At 47.4% G+C, this 17634-nt stretch carries 14 protein-coding genes; 4 read left to right on the top strand and 10 right to left on the bottom strand.

Annotated features, from left to right (window positions below; translation table 11 throughout):
• The 5 genes from AC1DVJ_RS03350 to AC1DVJ_RS03330 all read right to left on the bottom strand — a co-directional run bounded on the left by AC1DVJ_RS03350 (position 1) and on the right by AC1DVJ_RS03330 (position 7021).
• A complete protein-coding gene (locus AC1DVJ_RS03350; RefSeq protein ID WP_477588338.1) occupies positions 1 to 1080 on the bottom strand; it encodes an ABC transporter permease in 1080 nt (359 codons plus the stop codon).
• The gene (locus tag AC1DVJ_RS03345) at positions 1073 to 2614 is read right to left on the bottom strand and encodes an ABC transporter ATP-binding protein (RefSeq protein WP_477588337.1); all 1542 of its coding nucleotides are present in this window, start codon (positions 2612 to 2614) and stop codon (positions 1073 to 1075) included. The genes AC1DVJ_RS03350 and AC1DVJ_RS03345 overlap by 8 nt, the downstream gene beginning before the upstream one ends.
• A 131-nt stretch (positions 2615 to 2745) precedes the next feature.
• Positions 2746 to 3792: a BMP family lipoprotein gene (locus tag AC1DVJ_RS03340; RefSeq protein ID WP_477588336.1), complete on the bottom strand. Its 1047-nt coding sequence runs from the start codon at positions 3790 to 3792 to the stop codon at positions 2746 to 2748.
• 305 nt (positions 3793 to 4097) lie between these two features.
• Entirely contained in the window at positions 4098 to 5354 is a 1257-nt protein-coding gene (gene ilvA, locus AC1DVJ_RS03335; protein ID WP_477588334.1) for a threonine ammonia-lyase IlvA, read from the bottom strand.
• 164 nt (positions 5355 to 5518) lie between these two features.
• Positions 5519 to 7021 carry an MDR family MFS transporter gene (locus AC1DVJ_RS03330; RefSeq protein ID WP_477588333.1) on the bottom strand — a complete coding sequence of 501 codons (1503 nt, stop codon included), beginning with the start codon at positions 7019 to 7021 and terminating at the stop codon, positions 5519 to 5521.
• 209 nt (positions 7022 to 7230) lie between these two features.
• Between AC1DVJ_RS03330 and AC1DVJ_RS03325 the strand changes: the two genes are divergently transcribed.
• A complete protein-coding gene (locus AC1DVJ_RS03325; protein WP_477588331.1) occupies positions 7231 to 7842 on the top strand; it encodes a TetR/AcrR family transcriptional regulator in 612 nt (203 codons plus the stop codon).
• 84 nt (positions 7843 to 7926) lie between these two features.
• Here the strand turns inward: AC1DVJ_RS03325 and AC1DVJ_RS03320 are convergent, their stop codons facing one another.
• Positions 7927 to 10290 carry a YcdB/YcdC domain-containing protein gene (locus AC1DVJ_RS03320; RefSeq protein WP_477588330.1) on the bottom strand — a complete coding sequence of 788 codons (2364 nt, stop codon included), beginning with the start codon at positions 10288 to 10290 and terminating at the stop codon, positions 7927 to 7929.
• A 244-nt stretch (positions 10291 to 10534) separates the two neighbouring features.
• Positions 10535 to 11248 (bottom strand): 23S rRNA pseudouridine(2604) synthase RluF, encoded by a 714-nt coding sequence (rluF, locus tag AC1DVJ_RS03315; protein WP_477588329.1) that lies wholly within the window; start codon positions 11246 to 11248, stop codon positions 10535 to 10537.
• Between the two features lie 216 nt (positions 11249 to 11464).
• On the opposite strand from rluF, the gene AC1DVJ_RS03310 reads away from it, so the two are divergent.
• From AC1DVJ_RS03310 to AC1DVJ_RS03300, 3 genes are all read left to right on the top strand, one after another.
• A complete protein-coding gene (locus AC1DVJ_RS03310; RefSeq protein ID WP_477588328.1) occupies positions 11465 to 11779 on the top strand; it encodes a hypothetical protein in 315 nt (104 codons plus the stop codon).
• Positions 11780 to 11904: 125 nt separating this feature from the next.
• A complete protein-coding gene (locus tag AC1DVJ_RS03305) occupies positions 11905 to 12525 on the top strand; it encodes an NAD(P)-dependent oxidoreductase (RefSeq protein ID WP_477588326.1) in 621 nt (206 codons plus the stop codon).
• A 30-nt stretch (positions 12526 to 12555) separates the two neighbouring features.
• On the top strand, positions 12556 to 12894 hold the full coding sequence (locus tag AC1DVJ_RS03300) for a hypothetical protein (protein WP_477588324.1): 339 nt from the start codon (positions 12556 to 12558) through the stop codon (positions 12892 to 12894).
• A 351-nt stretch (positions 12895 to 13245) separates the two neighbouring features.
• Here AC1DVJ_RS03300 and AC1DVJ_RS03295 read toward each other — a convergent pair whose 3' ends face one another.
• The 3 genes from AC1DVJ_RS03295 to AC1DVJ_RS03285 form a co-directional block, all read right to left on the bottom strand.
• Positions 13246 to 13554 carry a hypothetical protein gene (locus AC1DVJ_RS03295; protein ID WP_477588322.1) on the bottom strand — a complete coding sequence of 103 codons (309 nt, stop codon included), beginning with the start codon at positions 13552 to 13554 and terminating at the stop codon, positions 13246 to 13248.
• Positions 13555 to 13657: 103 nt separating this feature from the next.
• Positions 13658 to 15784 carry an ABC transporter ATP-binding protein gene (locus AC1DVJ_RS03290; RefSeq protein ID WP_477588320.1) on the bottom strand — a complete coding sequence of 709 codons (2127 nt, stop codon included), beginning with the start codon at positions 15782 to 15784 and terminating at the stop codon, positions 13658 to 13660.
• 60 nt (positions 15785 to 15844) lie between these two features.
• Positions 15845 to 17590 carry an ABC transporter ATP-binding protein gene (locus AC1DVJ_RS03285; RefSeq protein WP_477588319.1) on the bottom strand — a complete coding sequence of 582 codons (1746 nt, stop codon included), beginning with the start codon at positions 17588 to 17590 and terminating at the stop codon, positions 15845 to 15847.
• Positions 17591 to 17634: the final 44 nt, after the last annotated feature.

The following is a 17634-nucleotide window of genomic DNA, read 5'->3' as shown; positions in this document are numbered from 1 at the left end:
TTACGTAGCCCTCTCTTTCTTGCGTTTGCCGTAGAACGGAAGCAGCACCCATTTAACAATTCCTTGTGTAGCCACGAAGAAGATCACCGATCCGATAACAATACGGATAATTTCTGGCGGTACATCCGCACCAAAGCTCATCCCCGCAGAACCGTAGGATAATCCACCGAAAAGGGTAGCACCCAGCACGACACCTATCGGATTGTTGGCCCCGAGCAAAGATACAGCAATACCATCGAATCCATATCCCGGCGTGCCTGCAGCAACAACCTGATAATGAAATACGCCGAGAACCTCGAACACACCAGCAAGTCCAGCAAAAACCCCGGAGATAAACATCGCTTTGATGATGTTCTTATTCACATTCATGCCCGCATATTTAGCTGCATCGATATTATGCCCAACCGCCCGTAGCTCATAGCCCTGCTTCGTTTTCCAAAGTATCAAGTAGAAAACCACCGCCGCCAGAATGGCAACTAAGGTTCCCCAGTGGAGCCTGGCATGATCCATGACTTCTGACAACCAACCAATACTCAAAGATGCTGAGTCCTGAATCATATAAGAACGCTGCTGCTTAGGCTCTAGAAGGAATGTGTTCACGATATAATTGGACAAGAATAAGGAAATCCAATTCAACATGATCGTCGTAATGACTTCGTTAACGCCGCGCTTCGCTTTCAAATAGCCCGCAATGGCGCCCCAAAGTCCGCCAACTAAGGCGCCGACAATGACCGCAAGTGGAGCATGAATGATCCACGGAAGACCATGGATTTTGACACCAATAAAGGTTGCCCCTGTCATCCCCATCACGAACTGCCCTTCCGCACCAATATTGAACAACCCCGTACGGAATGCGAACGCGACAGATAGCCCGGTTAAAATAAGTGGTGTAATCGCTCGGATAGACTCACCAATATCATAAGGTTTACCTACAATACGTGCGAACAGTGCCCCATAAGCCGTAATCGGATTGTAACCGCCAGCCAGCATGACAATCGCTCCGAATAACAGCCCTAGCACAATCGCCACAAGGGGATTTATCGCTGATTCACTTGTAAAAATGCGAACAACTTTATTCATGTAGGGCTCCTTTCTGGGTAGCGTTACTGCCTGCCATGAGCAGACCGATCTCCTGATCGTTCGTATCCTGCGGCATCACTTCGCCCACAATCTGACCTTCGTAAATAACGGCAATGCGATCCGACACATTCATAATTTCATCGAGCTCAAAAGAAATTAACAGAACGGCTTTCCCTTTATTCCGCTGCTCAATCAGCATTTGATGAACGAATTCAATCGCACCTACATCCAGACCACGTGTCGGCTGTGCCGCAATCAACAGATTTGGATTTTTATGTATTTCCCTCGCAATAATCGCCTTTTGCTGATTACCGCCTGACAAGGAACGAGCCTTGTTGTAAATACTCGGTGTACGCACATCGAACTGCTTAATCAACGCCTCCGCATGCTTATCAATGGCCTCATAGTTCAAGAAGCCGCCCTTGTTATACGCAGGATGGAAATACGTTTCAAGCACCATATTTTCACTCATCGTAAAATCAAGCACAAGCCCGTGTTTATGCCGATCCTCGGGGATATGCGACAATCCAGCCTCGGAAATTTCTCTCGGCGTCTGGTTGGTGATATCGCTGCCCATGAGCAGCACTTTGCCGCCATCTATGGTCCGCAAGCCCGTCAACGCTTCGATCAATTCACTCTGACCGTTGCCATCAACACCTGCAATACCCAGAATTTCGCCAGCCTTCACTTCAAAATTAAGCCCTTTGAGCGAGGCTAAGCCTTGTTGATTACGCACCGTCAAATCTTTTACTTGGAGAACCGGTTCTCCAAGTTTTACTGCTTCCTTGGTTACTTTAAAGGAGACATCACGTCCGACCATCTTCTCGGCCAAAATCTGCGGATTCGCTTGGACGCATGCCAAGGAATCAATCACTTTACCGCGACGAATAATCGTCACCGTATCGGCGATCTCCATAATTTCTTTCAGCTTATGTGTAATGAGAATAATGGACTTGCCCTCTTTCACAAGGTTACGCATAATGACCATCAATTCACTAATTTCTTGCGGCGTTAGTACAGCTGTAGGCTCATCGAAAATAAGAATATCGGCGCCGCGATACAGCGTTTTCAATATTTCAACACGCTGCTGCATACCGACCGAAATATCTTCGATTTTGGCTTTTGGATCCACACGTAAACCATATTGCTCCGATAGCTTGCGCACTTTATCCTGCGCTGACTTGATGTCGACGTTCCATCCACTTTTGGGCTCCATCCCCAAAATGATGTTTTCCGTTACTGTAAAAGGTTGTACCAGCTTGAAATGCTGATGCACCATTCCAATTCCGAGCTCAATCGCTCGATTAGGACTATCGATAAATACTTCTTTACCTTGTACATAAATACTGCCTTCATCCGGCTGATATAAACCGAACACAATGTTCATCAACGTTGATTTTCCTGCACCATTCTCACCAAGCAAGGCATGAATTTCACCTTTTCTCAGCTTCAGACTAATCGCATCATTGGCGACGATGCCTGGAAATCGTTTCGTAATGTTACGAAGTTCAACTACTGGGATTGCTTCACTCATCAGATCACCCTAAGGATCAATTTTTTGTTTCCCATGCCCTCTAAAACTAAAGAACAAGGCTAGTTAATATAACTAGCCTTGTTTGTACAGAAGCAAACCTATCGTTCGTACCCATAATGTCAGTTAGACGCTTATGGTTTTTCTGGAACTTTGATTTCGCCGCTAATAATTTTGGCTTTGTACTCGTCAACTTTTTTCAAGATGTCAGCGGAAACATTTTTCTTGGATGTTTCAGGAAGGCCTACGCCATCGTCTTTCAGACCCAAAGTAACGACTTTACCACCTTGGAACTTGCCTGAAACAACATCTTTAGATACACGAAGTACTGCAGCGTCAACACGTTTCAACATGGACGTTAGTGTTACTTCATCACCAAACTCTAGGGATTGGTCTTTATCTACACCGATAACCCATACTTTTTTACTTTTCGCGCGATCTTTCGCTTCGTTGAATACACCGTTACCTGTGGATCCAGCTGCGTGGAAAATGATATCAGCGCCATCGTTGTAGATCGTCGCTGCTGCTGCTTTACCAAGATCAGGCTTGTCGAATGCGCCTGTGTAGTTGATTTGAACTTTCGCGTTCGGATTTACCGCTTTAACACCAGCTACGAAGCCAGCTTCAAAACGTTTGATAACCGGGATGTCGATACCGCCAACGAAACCGATTTTATTTGTTTTTGTTGTCAGACCTGCAACCACACCAACAAGGTAAGAACCTTCTTGCTCGGAGAAAGTAACAGACTCCACGTTCGGAGCTTCTACAACATTATCAATGATCGCAAGCTTCGCGTTCGGGTTTTGAGTTGCTACCGCTTTAACAGCGTCACCCATCAAGAAACCAATACCCCAAGTTAGGTTATATCCGTCTTTAACGAATTGATTCAAGTTAGGCGTGTAGTCTGCATCGCTTTTACTTTCAAGGTTTTTCACGTTAGCGCTTGTTTGTTTTTTCAGTTGCGTCAAGCCTTCCCAAGCGCTTTGGTTAAAGGATTTGTCGTTTACGCCACCGATATCTGTTACCATGCCGATTTTGAAGTCTTTACCTGTGTTGTCGCTAGCTACTGCACTTGCTGCTGGTGATGCGGATGAACCTGTCTCTTCTTTTTTGGCACAACCGGAAATCACTAGTGCAGAAACCGTTACAGTCATAAGTACTGTTGAAAAAATCTTCTTCATCGATTTTACCCCCATCGTATCATCATTTAATTGAAACCATGAAGCCCACACTGTAGGTTGACCAAATCCAGTTAAATTATGTAAGTAGACTCCGAATTAAGTGTATCATTTTGATTCCTAACATAACAGCGAATCTCGCAACGATTCACATAATTCGTCATGTGACACAAGTTAACATATTCGTTTTGTTTCCCCCGACAATTTAGGTTTCAAGTCCCAATTAATGATTATACAACCAATGGTTAATTAAATCTAGATGAATCTATGTTAATTTCATGACACTCCTCATGCCAAAAAAACCTCCTCTAAATGAGAAGGTTAAATAGCTTAGGATCCTTATTGATTTCGATATATCCGTAATCCTTACGAGAAAGGCGTTCAATCAGCCCTTCATAATCGTCTTTATTTTTAAGCTCAATCCCTACTAGCGCTGGCGCATCGTCCCGATTATTCTTCTTCGTATATTCGAATCGTGTAATGTCGTCCGATGGTCCTAGCACTTCCTCCAGGAATTCACGCAGAGCTCCTGCTCGTTGCGGGAAATTCAAGATAAAGTAATGCTTCAAACCTTCATAAACAAGCGATCTCTCTTTGATTTGCTGCATCCTATCAATATCATTATTCCCGCCGCTGATGATGCATACGACGTTCTTTCCGCGAATCTGTTCGCGATACGCATCCAGCGCAGCCACCGGTAGTGCCCCTGCAGGCTCAATAACAATCGCATTACTATTGTAAAGCTCCAGAATGGTCGTACATTCTTTGCCTGAAGGAATAATAACGATATCCTCTAGCATTTCTTTACAAATCTCAAACGTCATCTCGCCTACTTGCGCTACGGCTGCACCGTCCACAAACTTCTCAATCGTCGGCAATTTGACGACGCCCCCCTGCTTCAACGCTTCCGTCATGCTAGCCGCACCTTCCGGCTCTGCACCGATTATACGCGTACGCGGGGATACACTTGCCACATAAGTCGCGACTCCTGCAGCCAGTCCACCTCCGCCAATCGTTGCGAAGATGAAATCAGGTGATTCCGGCATTTGATTCATAATCTCCAGCCCTACCGTCCCTTGCCCGGCAATCGTGCGCACATCATCGAACGGATGGATGAACACCTTATTCTCCTTCAGGCAATACGCCTTGGCTTGGGTCGAAGAATCATCGAAGGAATCGCCTACGAGGATGACTTCCACGAATGAGCCGCCGAACAGCTTCACTTGGGAAATCTTCTGCCGCGGAGTCGTTGTCGGCATGAAGATTTTCCCTTCGATTCCTAGCTGCTTACAGGAGTACGCTACACCCTGCGCATGGTTACCGGCGCTCGCACAAACAACGCCCGCCGCGCGCTCCACTTCCGTTAAGCTTTGGATCACATTGTAAGCTCCGCGAATTTTGAACGAGCGCACGATTTGCATATCTTCACGTTTGAGATAAACGTTACATTCATATTGGCTGGAGAGCAGTTCATTGCGTTGCAACGGCGATGGTTCGATCACCCTGCTGAGCACATGATTGGCTCTAATAATATCTTCCAAACCCACTTTACCAGTTACAACCATCTCTCAACACCCTTTCTTTGTACAGCTTCTATGGAATTTTAACATTGATTGTAACATATTTGATGCGTTCTGTACGCAACTATCGTTGGCAGCAGCGGTCATAAATAAAACCGCACCATCAAGGTCAATTGACCTTGATGGTGCGGTTCCTTTTTTCATCTCGATTAATGACCAATCATCATTGGAACTTCAGCCGTACTCTCGGAATCGCCTTCCACTTTCTTAGGCTTCTGCAGCATCAAACCAAGCAGACCGCCAACAATAGCGATACCGAGCAAAATCAGGAATGTATGTCCGAACGCAGAAGCATATAAGCCTATATCTGGCTGTTGTTTGCCTGACTCAACCATCAAATCCTTAAATTTCGTACTGAAAATTGTCATCAAGATCGCAATGGCGAAGGACATCATGACTTGCTGAGCCGCGTTCGTCAATGACGTTACACGACCAACCAAATTCTGAGGTGCCGATTGAATCAAGTGATTATTCAGCGGCATCATGAATAGTCCCATACCCGCTCCTAGAAGAGTAAGCGGCAGCATCACCGTGCCTACACCTGATTCGCCAGTAATATTGGAAAGCAAGAATGCCGAAATTGTCGTTAGAACCATACCTGCTATAACGAGCGGACGAGAACCGAAACGGTCGGATAGCTTACCGCCGATTGGCATGAACAATCCGGAAGCCAAAGCTTGCGGAAGCATGATCAATCCCGTTTTCAATGGGCTGTATCCGTGCGCTTGTTGTAAGAATAGAGGAACAAGGAACATCGTACCGAACATGGCAATCTGTGAAATCCATTGCACGATAATCCCTTTGGTGAAGTTTCCTGAACGAAATACGCGAAGCTCCAAGAGCGGGTTCTTCTGTCTCAATTCAACAATAATGAATAGAATAAGTGCTACTATACCGATTCCAGAACCGATCAGCGTATCTGCATCTGTCCATGTGGATTTACCCGTAATTGGATCAATACCACCGTTGGACACACCGTAAACAAGTGCCGCGAAAGCTAAAGGTCCTAAAAGCATGCCCAGCAAATCTAAGGAAGCAACGCTCTGACGTTGCATATTAGGCAATGTACGAATACCTAAGATAATACCAATAACACCGATAGGCAAATTAATAAGGAAAATCCACTGCCAGCTATGATACTCAACTAACCAACCAGCAACAACTGGACCAAGAGCTGGACCTAGTAAGATTGGAATCCCCATCATACCCATGACGGCCCCTACTTTACCTGGCGGAGATAAACGATAAATGAAAGCCATGGCAATCGGCACAACGACACCGCCGCCTAAGCCTTGAATAATACGGTAAGCAATCAACATTTCAACCGAGTTCGCTAACGCACAAAGACCGGAGCCAATTGTGAAGAGACCTACGGAGATTAGGAAAATTTTCTTGGCACCGAAGCGATCCGATAACCAGCCTGCCAACGGAATAACCGCGGCTTGTGCCAATGCATAACCAATGACCGTCCATTGGACGAGTGATAAGTTCAACAAATTGAACTCTTCTTGCAGCTTAGGAAGCGCAACGTTTACCGCTGTTCCATCCAAAATAACCATGAAAATACCAACGACAATCGCTATCAGCGGCCCCAAAATGCTGCGCATTGAAAACGGAGCTTCTGTTTCTTTCGATGTTGCTTGTGATGACATGTCATCCCTCCATCCGATTAACTACTCTCTTGTCTATCGTTGACCGTATATAGTATACCCTGTACAATACATATTGGCAGACATACACGAACATCAATAACTTCTTCTGCAAACGGACAGCTGTCCGTTTACAATCATGATGCTAACAGAAATTTCGTTTCTTTGTCAATAAGAACACAATAAATTCACATCTAATGAGGTGGTTACAGATGTCCATTCGTCATGAACGCAAGGACGCCATGGAAAATCGCCAATTAATACTTCAAACCGCCAAACAACTCTTTCAAGATTATGGCGTTCAATCGGTCAGCATGCATCAGATTGCCAAAACGGCGGGCATTGGACAAGCTACCCTCTATCGTAGATATGCGCATAAAGGAGACCTTTGCTTCGATGTTCTCCAGCATTATGGCAGGCAATTCATCAATGAGATTTTGTCATATCTGGAGAACCATCAGCAAGATACTCCCATTGATCGACTAAACGGTATTTTGGATCTATGGATCGATGCGATTGAGGAAAAAGCGGAGCTTATCGTTGCCATGGCATCTAAGATTGATTTGAAGTGCGAGGATGGCCGCGGCAACTTCTTCCTATCCCCTATGTACCATTTCATCCGCGATAAATTGTCGGAGCTTATTCACGAGTCCCTTGGACCTGCACAACAGCAGCTTGCGGATCCAGATTTTGCAGCACATACGATCATTTGCTCCATCTCACCTATCGGCTATTTTCATATCAAAAACGAAAAAAGCTATACGAAAGAGCATATGAAAGAGCATTATCGTCAGTTGTGCTGCTTACTTTTCAAAAGAGATTAGCTCTAACGGCCTAACGGCCTAACAAAGACCTCTCAATATTGTATTGAGAGGTCTTTCGTCGTTTCTATGTCGAATCTCTAAAGATTAATAGTAATACCGCGGCTTCTCTTGCAATTCGGATCTTTTTTGCAAGAAGCGATAGAACGCGCTTGCAGCCTGCGCTTTCGTCACTTCCTCCTGTGGTGAGAAGTAACCATCGCTGAGCGACATAATATTCAGTCCTACCACAATAGCGGCATCTCCCACGTGAGCCAGCTTCCCAGCATCCGCGAACTGACTGTTAAATACACCGTCAAATTTCGTCAGGCTGTGGTAACCAAGCGCCTTCACGATCAATTGTGCCATCGCTTCACGATCCATCGTAGCTTCCGGATTGAATTCTTTACCTACATCAAGCAACCCACGATCAACCGCATTTTCAACGTAGGCAAAATATTTGGAACCATTGCTCACATCAGCGAAGGACGCCGCGCGCTCTGCCCCGTAATAAATGCCCCCATTCCCGCCATTCATGGCGATAACCAGCATTTTGACCATCTCACCGCGCTTAATCTGTTGGTCTGGATTCACTTTGCCGTCCTTCACATCCAAGGCTTGATAATCAAGCATCAGTTGAAGTTCGTTTTGCGCCCAGTGGTCCTCAATATCACTCACTATGACCTTATCCAAGGAGATAACTTCACCTGATTGTGCACTGCGCCATTGACCGGATTGGGCATCCAGAAGGAAGCTCTCGCGATTCGGATTTTTGGAAATGAGGGAATATACGAGCTTCGCTTTCGATTCTCCCTTTTCATTCACCGCTGACATAGGAAGCTCCCCTGCTGCCATCATCAAACGATATTTCTCCATCGGCAAAGGGCCTAGTTTCCCATTGCTCTCCAGTACATAGCCGAGCTTCACATCGAACTGTGCCAGCCACAGATCCTTTGCCTTATCGATCGAAATGACCTCTGGCTTCTGTGCAGGATAAGCCACATCGCTTAGCGATACATAATAATTCGAGATCGCTCCTGTTTCACGGTCAATGCTTACCCGCACCTCTTCATTGCCCACAGCAACACCGTCGATGACGCGCTTATAGCTAATTTCCCATGTGCGCATTTGCTTCAGCATGTCCTCGGAATACTCCTTCTGAACATTAAGGACGAGTTGGTCCGTGGAAGCAGGAAGCTGTTCTTTGATGAAGTCCGTACTTTTCGAGATCGCATCCTCCAACGAAATCTTGCCCTCGATAGGCTTTTCGTTTTCATTGCTATAAGGTACGTAAAAATTGAAATTGATGATGGCCCCGGTTTTACTATTTACAGTTGCCCAAATGTTACTCCCCGAAATCATTTTCCCGCCTGCTGATGTATCCGTCGTTGCCTTGTTCCAGCTCATATTCCAGCTCGAGGATGTCTCGCCTGTTTCAGGATTTTTCGATTCATTATAATTAGCTTCTTGCAGCTTGTAGTCAGAGGACAGGTTAAACGTCGATACTGTCTTCTTAACTGCTTCTTCCTTCGTCAAATTCAAGGTAGCTGGCGGATTCGTTCCCAGCGGTTTATCGGTTAAAGGCTTATTACTGCCGTTCACGCTAGGAAGTGGGTTCCACACCTCTCCTGTTGCTGCATCCAATGCGAAACTATTCATCACATAAGCAATAATCGGAATTCGTTTGCCTTGGGTGTTATACGGGATTTGATACTGCAAGGAAAGCTCCGTTTTCTCACGGATTTGCTGGGCCGCCTTCTCTTTAGAAATTGGTGTACTCGTTTGATCAAAAGTCACCTTATCGTCCCAATTGTAATAATAGCTTATAATTTGACCGTCACCATTGACGTTGACATTAAGTCCATTCCCTGTGAAGGGGACTCCTCCTACGGATCGATCATAGCGGATATTATACTGATAATTGCCGTCAAGCGGTGTGCGGAACGCTTTTTCTACCGAATCATCGTAAAGAAGCTCCTTCTGCTTCTCTGGGTTTACTTTAGCGATGAATGCAGCAGCCAGCTCCTTCGCAGCTTGAAAATCCACCTTAGGCGGATACGATGGCTTATGGTCAGGATCATTGTCATTCATCGAATAGGCAGTCAAGGTTCCGTCCACGCCATTGATGGAGATATTGGCGGAGCCATAGAAGCGATCTTTTACCTTTTTCGTATAGCTGATGTTCCACGTAGGGGTATTTTGGCCATTCGCCCCATAGTACGCATTTAAACTGATCGATTGGAATGTATAGTCAGCGGGCAATGTTATGTAAGTTTTGGCACGTTCAAGTGCTTGTTCTTTGGTGATTTTGGCATCGAGCGCCGGGGTATCGACTTGTCCTGGGAAGGCAGGAGATGACATGGAGGCCGTTCCTGAACCGGAGGCCATTTCCGCCCATACCCCTGTCGGGGCAACCGAGAGCAACAATGTCGAAGCGAGTACCATCGTGCCTGCTTGTTTCAATAATTTCAAAGTCATCTTCCTCCTTAGTGTTCTCCATACAACATGTAGATTTACATGTCTGGCAGCTGCTTGGACGTGTCCAATTGCCATATATTACTTGACGGTGAATTCTGGAAAAAGGTTGCGTATTACTTAGAAAATTTTAACAAAAATAACCTTCTTCAAATAAGTGCGATGCCAAAAAAAACACATGCTTGAGCATTCGTTGAACGAATGATCCTGCATGTGTTAATTTTGATTAGATGAGATCAAGCTATTGCTCGGATTTGGCATTTTCTTGGCTAAGCATCTGCATTAAATCCTTCAGCTCACCCTGCGTTAGATTCCGCCATTTTCCTACCTTCAAATTGTCTAATTGAATATGCATGATGCGAACTCGCTGGAGACGTACGACACGATACCCAAACGCTTCGCACATCCGCCGAATTTGCCGGTTCAGACCTTGCGTGAGAATGATGCGAAATACACGTTCATTTACTTGCACAATTTCGCAAGGCTTCGTCATTGTGCCCAGTATTCGCACGCCACTCGACATACCTCGCAAAAACATCTGCGTAATCGGTCGATTCACCGTCACAATATATTCTTTATCATGATTGTTCTCCGCACGGAGGATCTGATTCACAATATCCCCGTTATTCGTCAGCAGGATGAGCCCTTCCGAGTCCTTGTCCAATCTGCCGATAGGGAATATACGCTCAGAATGCCCCACGAAATCCACGATATTCCCTTTAATATGTGCTTCCGTTGTGCTAGTGATCCCCACAGGCTTGTTAAGCGCAATATACACATGCTCTTTCTTCTCGCCGATCGCACGACCATCTACCTTAACTTCATCGCCAGGGCCAACCACACTGCCCAGTCCAGCAATTTCACCATTGATTGTCACACGCCGTGCTTCGACCCACTTGTCCGCTTCACGTCTGGAGCACACGCCGGTTTCACTAATAAACTTATTAATTCTCATGCTCCGAAATTCCCTTCTATCCCGTCTTCATTTGAACTCAATACCTTCTATTATGCTGGATTCGGTGAGACGGTTCAAGTCGCCTCGGCAAACAGTCCAAAGCTAACGGCGAACATATTAATTTTATATTTCAAAAATGATATGAATTGACAGGTAGATTCATCCACACCGTATCTCTGAATCTAGCATTTACTAGAGAAGAAGGAGGGATGACCCATGAGCGCAAAAAAAGCAAGAATCGTTAGAGCCGTTTCCACACCTCTAAAAGCGAATCGCAAAACAGACTTAGGCAACGGGTTCCAACGCTTCTTTTTCAATCGTACGATCTCGGCGAACACCTACTTTACCTTCACATTCAGAGGCGGAGCCTACAAACCGATAAGTGGCGGATTTTTTATTTCGAGTCAAAACTCCTTGCCTGCTTACGCAACTAGCTTTTACAACCAAAGCGACACCGTTTATATTATCACCGTGTACAACCCAACCATTTTCACACGTGCCATCTCCTTTACATTCGTAGCTAAGCTGTAATAGGGGACATAAGAAAATAGGTAACTAGGACGACCCCTCAAACCAGACAAGGTGGCGGGGTTTTCTTCATTATGTACTTTGTTGGTATACTGGGGAAAAGAAATACATACCGAAGGAGCATAAAGATGCATTTTTTATTATTAGGTGCTACTGGCCGTGTGGGACAGCGTGTGCTTGACCACGCATTGCAGGACGGTCATGAGGTGACTGCCATTGCGCGCAGCATCGACAAAGTAACTCTGCGATCTGATCGACTCACCTTATTAAAAGGTGATGCTTGTTCCGCAGCGGATCTTGAGCGTGCCATGACCGGCGTAGAAACGGTCATAAGCTGTCTTGGCACCGATGGAGGCACAGTGCTGACCGAGGCGACGCCCCTGCTCATCGGGGCGATGAGGGCTGCAGGCGTGAGCCGCGTGGTCACCGTCGGCACAGCCGGCATCCTGCAGAGCCGCGAGCATTCGGGGCTGCTGCGCTTTGAGGCGCCGGACACGCGGCGCTCCTCGACTCGCGCAGCCGAGGAGCACCGCACGGCGTGGGCGCTGCTCGCCGCGTCGGGCCTGAGTTGGACCGTCGTGTGCCCAACGTATTTGCCCGACGGCGAAGCGCAGGGTCAGTTCCGCGCGGAGCGCGACTTCTTGCCGGACGGCGGAACGTCCATCTCCGTCGGCGACACCGCGGCGTTCACCTACCGCGTCGCGGTGGAGGGCGCGTACATAGGCTGCCGCGTGGGGTTGGCGTATTAGAGGGGGGCGATTGAACAGGAGGGCGATTAAGTGCGAATTTTTAAAACAATGTTGTCTGTATTATTACTAACATTATTTTTGGTCGGTTGTTTAGACTCTGATAAATCGCCAAACAAACGAACGGATATTGTTTCAACAGAGAATCAAACTAAAACAGTCACAAAAGAACAACTAAAGCAAATTTCACCCAAAATGACTTATGAAGAAGTAATAGGTATATTGGGTGATAGTAAAGATATTGGGTCAGGAAGATTTATAAAACAGTATCAAGATAAAGATGGAGAGCTGTTTACATTAAACTATGGAAGTTCCAAAGATATCATAAGTGACGAAGAGTATAAAAAGCTGCAAAGTTTGATTACAAAATAGCGTTGGAGTTCTTCGCCGGAGTTTGCATTAGTCCGATATTTCCGAATTAACACGAGAAATTACTGTGAAAGAAGAACATTAGTCAGATTCTGCCGAACTAATTGCCCTTTTTTTCTGGAGGGAGGGTCGTTAGGTCGGTTTAGTTGGGCTATCTAGGACTAAATAGCATTTATTGATACGGACAGTGAGATTAGTTCGACAATTTCGGACTAATAGGTGCCTGGGGAATAATACGACCCGAGCTAGTCGAAAAAATCTGAGGATTAACACGCAATCGTTGGTGCATTTCCCTCTACACACAAAAAAACGGATGAGCGCCAATTGGCACCATCCGTTTTTTACTACATCTAATTAGTTGTTTCTTGCCTTTGACAACTCTTTCAAATTAAGCCCAGAGACCACGATTCCGACGAAACGGAATACGTACCCGAGCAAAGGAATGAGACTGAGGAACGCTAAGGCAATGTTGATGATGTTTTTCAGCGTAGTCCCATTACCCGTAAGGAAGGCTATTACTAGATTGACGAAGACAAGTGGGATGACCCACTGGCACGACACTGCATACACAAATGGGATTAGACCAATTAAATACCCAACGGCAATCGCAATCTCGGAAAGCAACTGCACCAAATTTAACAAACGTTTCGTATCGGAACGCATAGACGACTCCTCCATTTCGTGCAAATCTGAATTGGTTTCATTGTAGCATATTGGAAAGTCGGAGTCGTTAGCCTTTTGTCGAGTTTCGTCCACGACTCGCGACCTAGTCGTTACGCCCAAGCACACCGCCTACCAACGGCTCGGAAACTGCGTCCTCCGCAGCCGCAGCAATCTCCGGATGTCCAGCCTGCAGCTGGTACATTTGGTAGTACCGCCCGAGGAGCCCCATGAGCTCCTCATGATTGCCACGCTCGACTATCTCGCCGTGGTCTAGGACAAGAATGAGGTCGGCGCTGCGGATCGTCGACAGTCTATGAGCAATGATGAAGGTGGTCCGCCCCTTCTTCAACACATCGAGCGCGGCCTGAATGATGGCCTCGGTCTCGGTGTCGATGGAGGCCGTCGCCTCATCGAGGATCAAGATCGCCGGGTCGAACGCCAGCGCCCGGGCAAAAGAGATCAGCTGCCGCTGCCCAGCAGACAGCGTGCTGCCCTTCTCGATAACGGGCTCATCGAGGCCGTGCGGCAGCGCACCAAGCATTTCCGCTGCGCCGACCTCGCGCAGCGCCGCCTCCACCCGTTCCCGGGTGATGGACGGATCGTCCAAGGAGACATTGGACGCAATCGTCCCCGTGAACAGGAACGGGTCCTGCAGCACGATGCCCATGTGCTGACGAAGCTGCTGCTTCGATAGCTCGCGGATGTCGCGGCCATCTACCGTGATGCGGCCTTCGCTGACCTCATAGAAGCGGAAGAGGAGGTTCAGGATCGAGCTTTTGCCTGAACCAGTGTGCCCGACGAGGGCAACGGTCTGCCCTTGCCCTGCCTGAAAGGAGATGTCCTTCAGCACATCTTCCCCTTCTTTGTATGCAAAGCGAACGTGCTCGAAGCTCACGTTGCCCTTGTAACGCGCCGTTTTTTCCGCAACAACGTCTATCCCTTTTTCATCCAACAACTCAAACACACGGTCCGCCGACACCAATGCGCGCTCCAAATTCGGCAGCTGATTCACGATACCTACCATCGGATGGAACATTCGGTTGAGGTAATCAACGAAGGCGTAAAGTACGCCAATGGTAATCAAGGTATTCAGCGAACTGCCGCCGACATACCAGATCAAGCCGAAAAAGAACAAGTTCCGCACCACGTTCATCAGATTATGAGAGGTCAAGGAATTCAGACTGAGCAGCTTATTTTGGTACCGCGTATATTCCTCATTCAGAATTTCGAACTCTTCGGTCGTTTCCTTTTGCCGGCGAAAAGCACGAATGATCGTCATTCCTTGAATCGCCTCATTGATCATCCCGTTGATCGCGCTGATGCGCTCCCGGATTTCGTGATTGATCGTGGAAGCATACTTCCGGTAAACGATAATCCATGCGACCAGCATCGGGATAATCGGCAGCGTGAAGAGGGCCAAACGGTAGTCTAGTATGAAAATAGCGGCGATAATACCAATGATGTAGATCGTACCTGTAAAAAAGTTCGCCAACACCTGCACATACAGATCCCGAACAGACTCGGTGTCATTCGTGATGCGTGAGACGACTTTGCCCGCAGGCTGATTATCAAAATAGTTGATCGGCAGTCGCTGGATTTGCGCGAACACGTCCCTGCGCATGCGCTGAATGATGCGGTTCGCCGCGGATTGAAGCAAAAACTTCTGCCCGTACGTAAGGCCCGCTCCCACGAAAATCAGGATCACATAGAACCCCGCCAGCGTCATTAAATCCGCCCATTGCGGCTTATAAAAGCTGTACAGCTCTTGCACGCTCAGCCGTTTCACCACATATTCGGCTTGCTTCGTATCTTGAGTCACGAGCAGCTTGCCCTCTTCCGTAAGCTTGCGTACGCCATCCCAAGGAAGGGCCTGATCTAACCAGACGAACTTGCCCCCTACTTGTAAAATCCGAACCTCTTTCCCTTTCGGCTCGCCTTCTGCGAAGTTATCACTCCGCTTATAGAAGGTTGACCCGAAAGCCACTGCCTTCTCGCTCTTCGTCGCGGACTGAGTCTCAAACCATGGCTTCTCGATGCCGAGAATGTGGGTGTCGATCATATGCTTCGCAATGAAAGGACCCGCAAGCTCGGTCGCAACAGCCAAGGATAAGAATACTAGCGCTATGAGCAAGGTTTGCTTGAATTTTGCTGCGTATTGGAACAACCGTTTGCCGGTTTGTTTGGTTATTTTTGTTGATTTCATTGATTTCGTTGTTTCCGTTTGTTTCATCAGGAGTCTCACCTACTTTTCTTTTGTTTCTTCTATTTAGAGGTTGGATTTCACTTCGGGTTACCCAACCGTCTGCTCTTCAAGTTGCTGCCGATCATACTGCTCTTTATACCAGCCGCCAAGCGCAAGAAGCTGCTCGTGCGTGCCTTCTTCGATGATATAGCCCTCATCCAGCACAACAATCCAATCGGCATGCTGCACGGCGGAGAGTCGGTGCGTGGTGATCAGGGTTGTTTTGCCCGCACGCTCGGAGCGAATGCCGCGAATGATCTCGGCTTCGGTCTTGGCATCTACCGCAGAGAGAGCGTCGTCGAGCAGGAGTATCTCCGGATCGACATACAGTGCCCGCGCGATGGATACGCGCTGCTTCTGGCCGCCGGATAAGGCGACGCCTTTTTCCCCGACGAGTGTTTGCAAGCCTTCCGGCAGGAACTCGACGTCCTTGCGGAAGGCAGCTAGATCAAGCGCACGCAGCAGTTCTTCTTCGGTGCCTTGCCCTTTGCCGAACATGATGTTTTCGCGGACGCTTTTGGAGAAAAGAATCGGCTCCTGCGGCACATAACCGATCCAGCTATGGAGCGTGTCGATCGCGATCTCTTCGATAGGTGTATCCGTAATCGTGATCGCGCCTTGACCGACAGGGTACTCGCGAAGCAGCTGCTTCAAAAGCGTTGTTTTGCCGCTGCCTGTTCGGCCGACAATGCCGAGCGTTTGTCCGCGTTCTAAGCGGATCGTCATTTTGACCAAATTATCAATGGATGAGGACGGGTAACGGAAGGTTACATGTTCAAAATGGATGGAATCCGGCTTCATCTGCGTCACCGCATTAGGCACTTCTTTGACATCAGGCTTGTAGCCAAGGGTCTCGTTGACACGATCTAGTGATGCGTTACCTCGCTGCATAATGTTCATCAGCTCACCTATCGCAAACATCGGCCAAATCAGCATACCCAAGAAGGTATTGAAGGACACGAGCTCTCCAAGCGTCAGCTCACTGTGGAACACAAGATAGCCTCCGTAACACAGCCCGATCAGGTAGGAAATCCCTACGAGAATTTTGACCGTTGGTTCAAAAAGAGCGTCAATGACCGCTACGGCGATATTTTTACGATAAACGTCGTCCGTCATCGTCGCGAAATTGTGTTCACTTGCTTTCTCCTGTACAAAAGCACGGATAACCCGCACACCTGCGATCGTTTCTAGCACACGATCGTTCATTTGCCCAAATGCATCCTGCGCAAGGATAAACCGCTCGTGGATGCGACCCCCATAGATCGTAATGGCTACAGCCATAATTGGAAGTGGCAATATCGAGGCCAAGGTCAGCTTCCAGCTAATGAAGAACCCCATCATGCTCAGGATCGTTAACATGAACAGCGTGGAATCCACGAAGGTCAAAATCCCAAACCCAGCTGTTGTCGACACTGCTTGCAGGTCGTTCGTGGCCCTCGCCATGAGATCTCCTGTGCGGTTGCGCTCATAGAATGTTGGCGTCATCTTCAGCAATTGCCGAATAAATCGAGAGCGAAGCACGCGCTCCAATACGAAGGCGCCGCCGAACAGCTGGTACAGCCAAATGTAAGACAGCCCGTAGCTAACGACGATGAGTACACCCCAAAAGACGAGCAATTGAACCATTTTGGGCCCCGTTAAGGTGCCCATGTGTATCCCATCAATCGCATAACCAATCAGCTTCGGCGGCAAGACATCAATGATACCTACAATGATAAGGAGCCCTATGGCGATTGTGTAGCGTTTCCAGTTCATTCGGAAAAACCAAGCTAATTTTTTTAATACAGTAAACATGCGTTCTTGTCACTCCTCTCCACTGGTGCAATAGACACCTAAAG

The sequence above is a fragment of the Paenibacillus sp. P4_A9 genome (genome assembly GCF_056402415.1).
The sequence above is the reverse complement of the archived record's forward strand: the minus strand, read 5'-3'. Positions and strand labels throughout refer to the sequence as shown.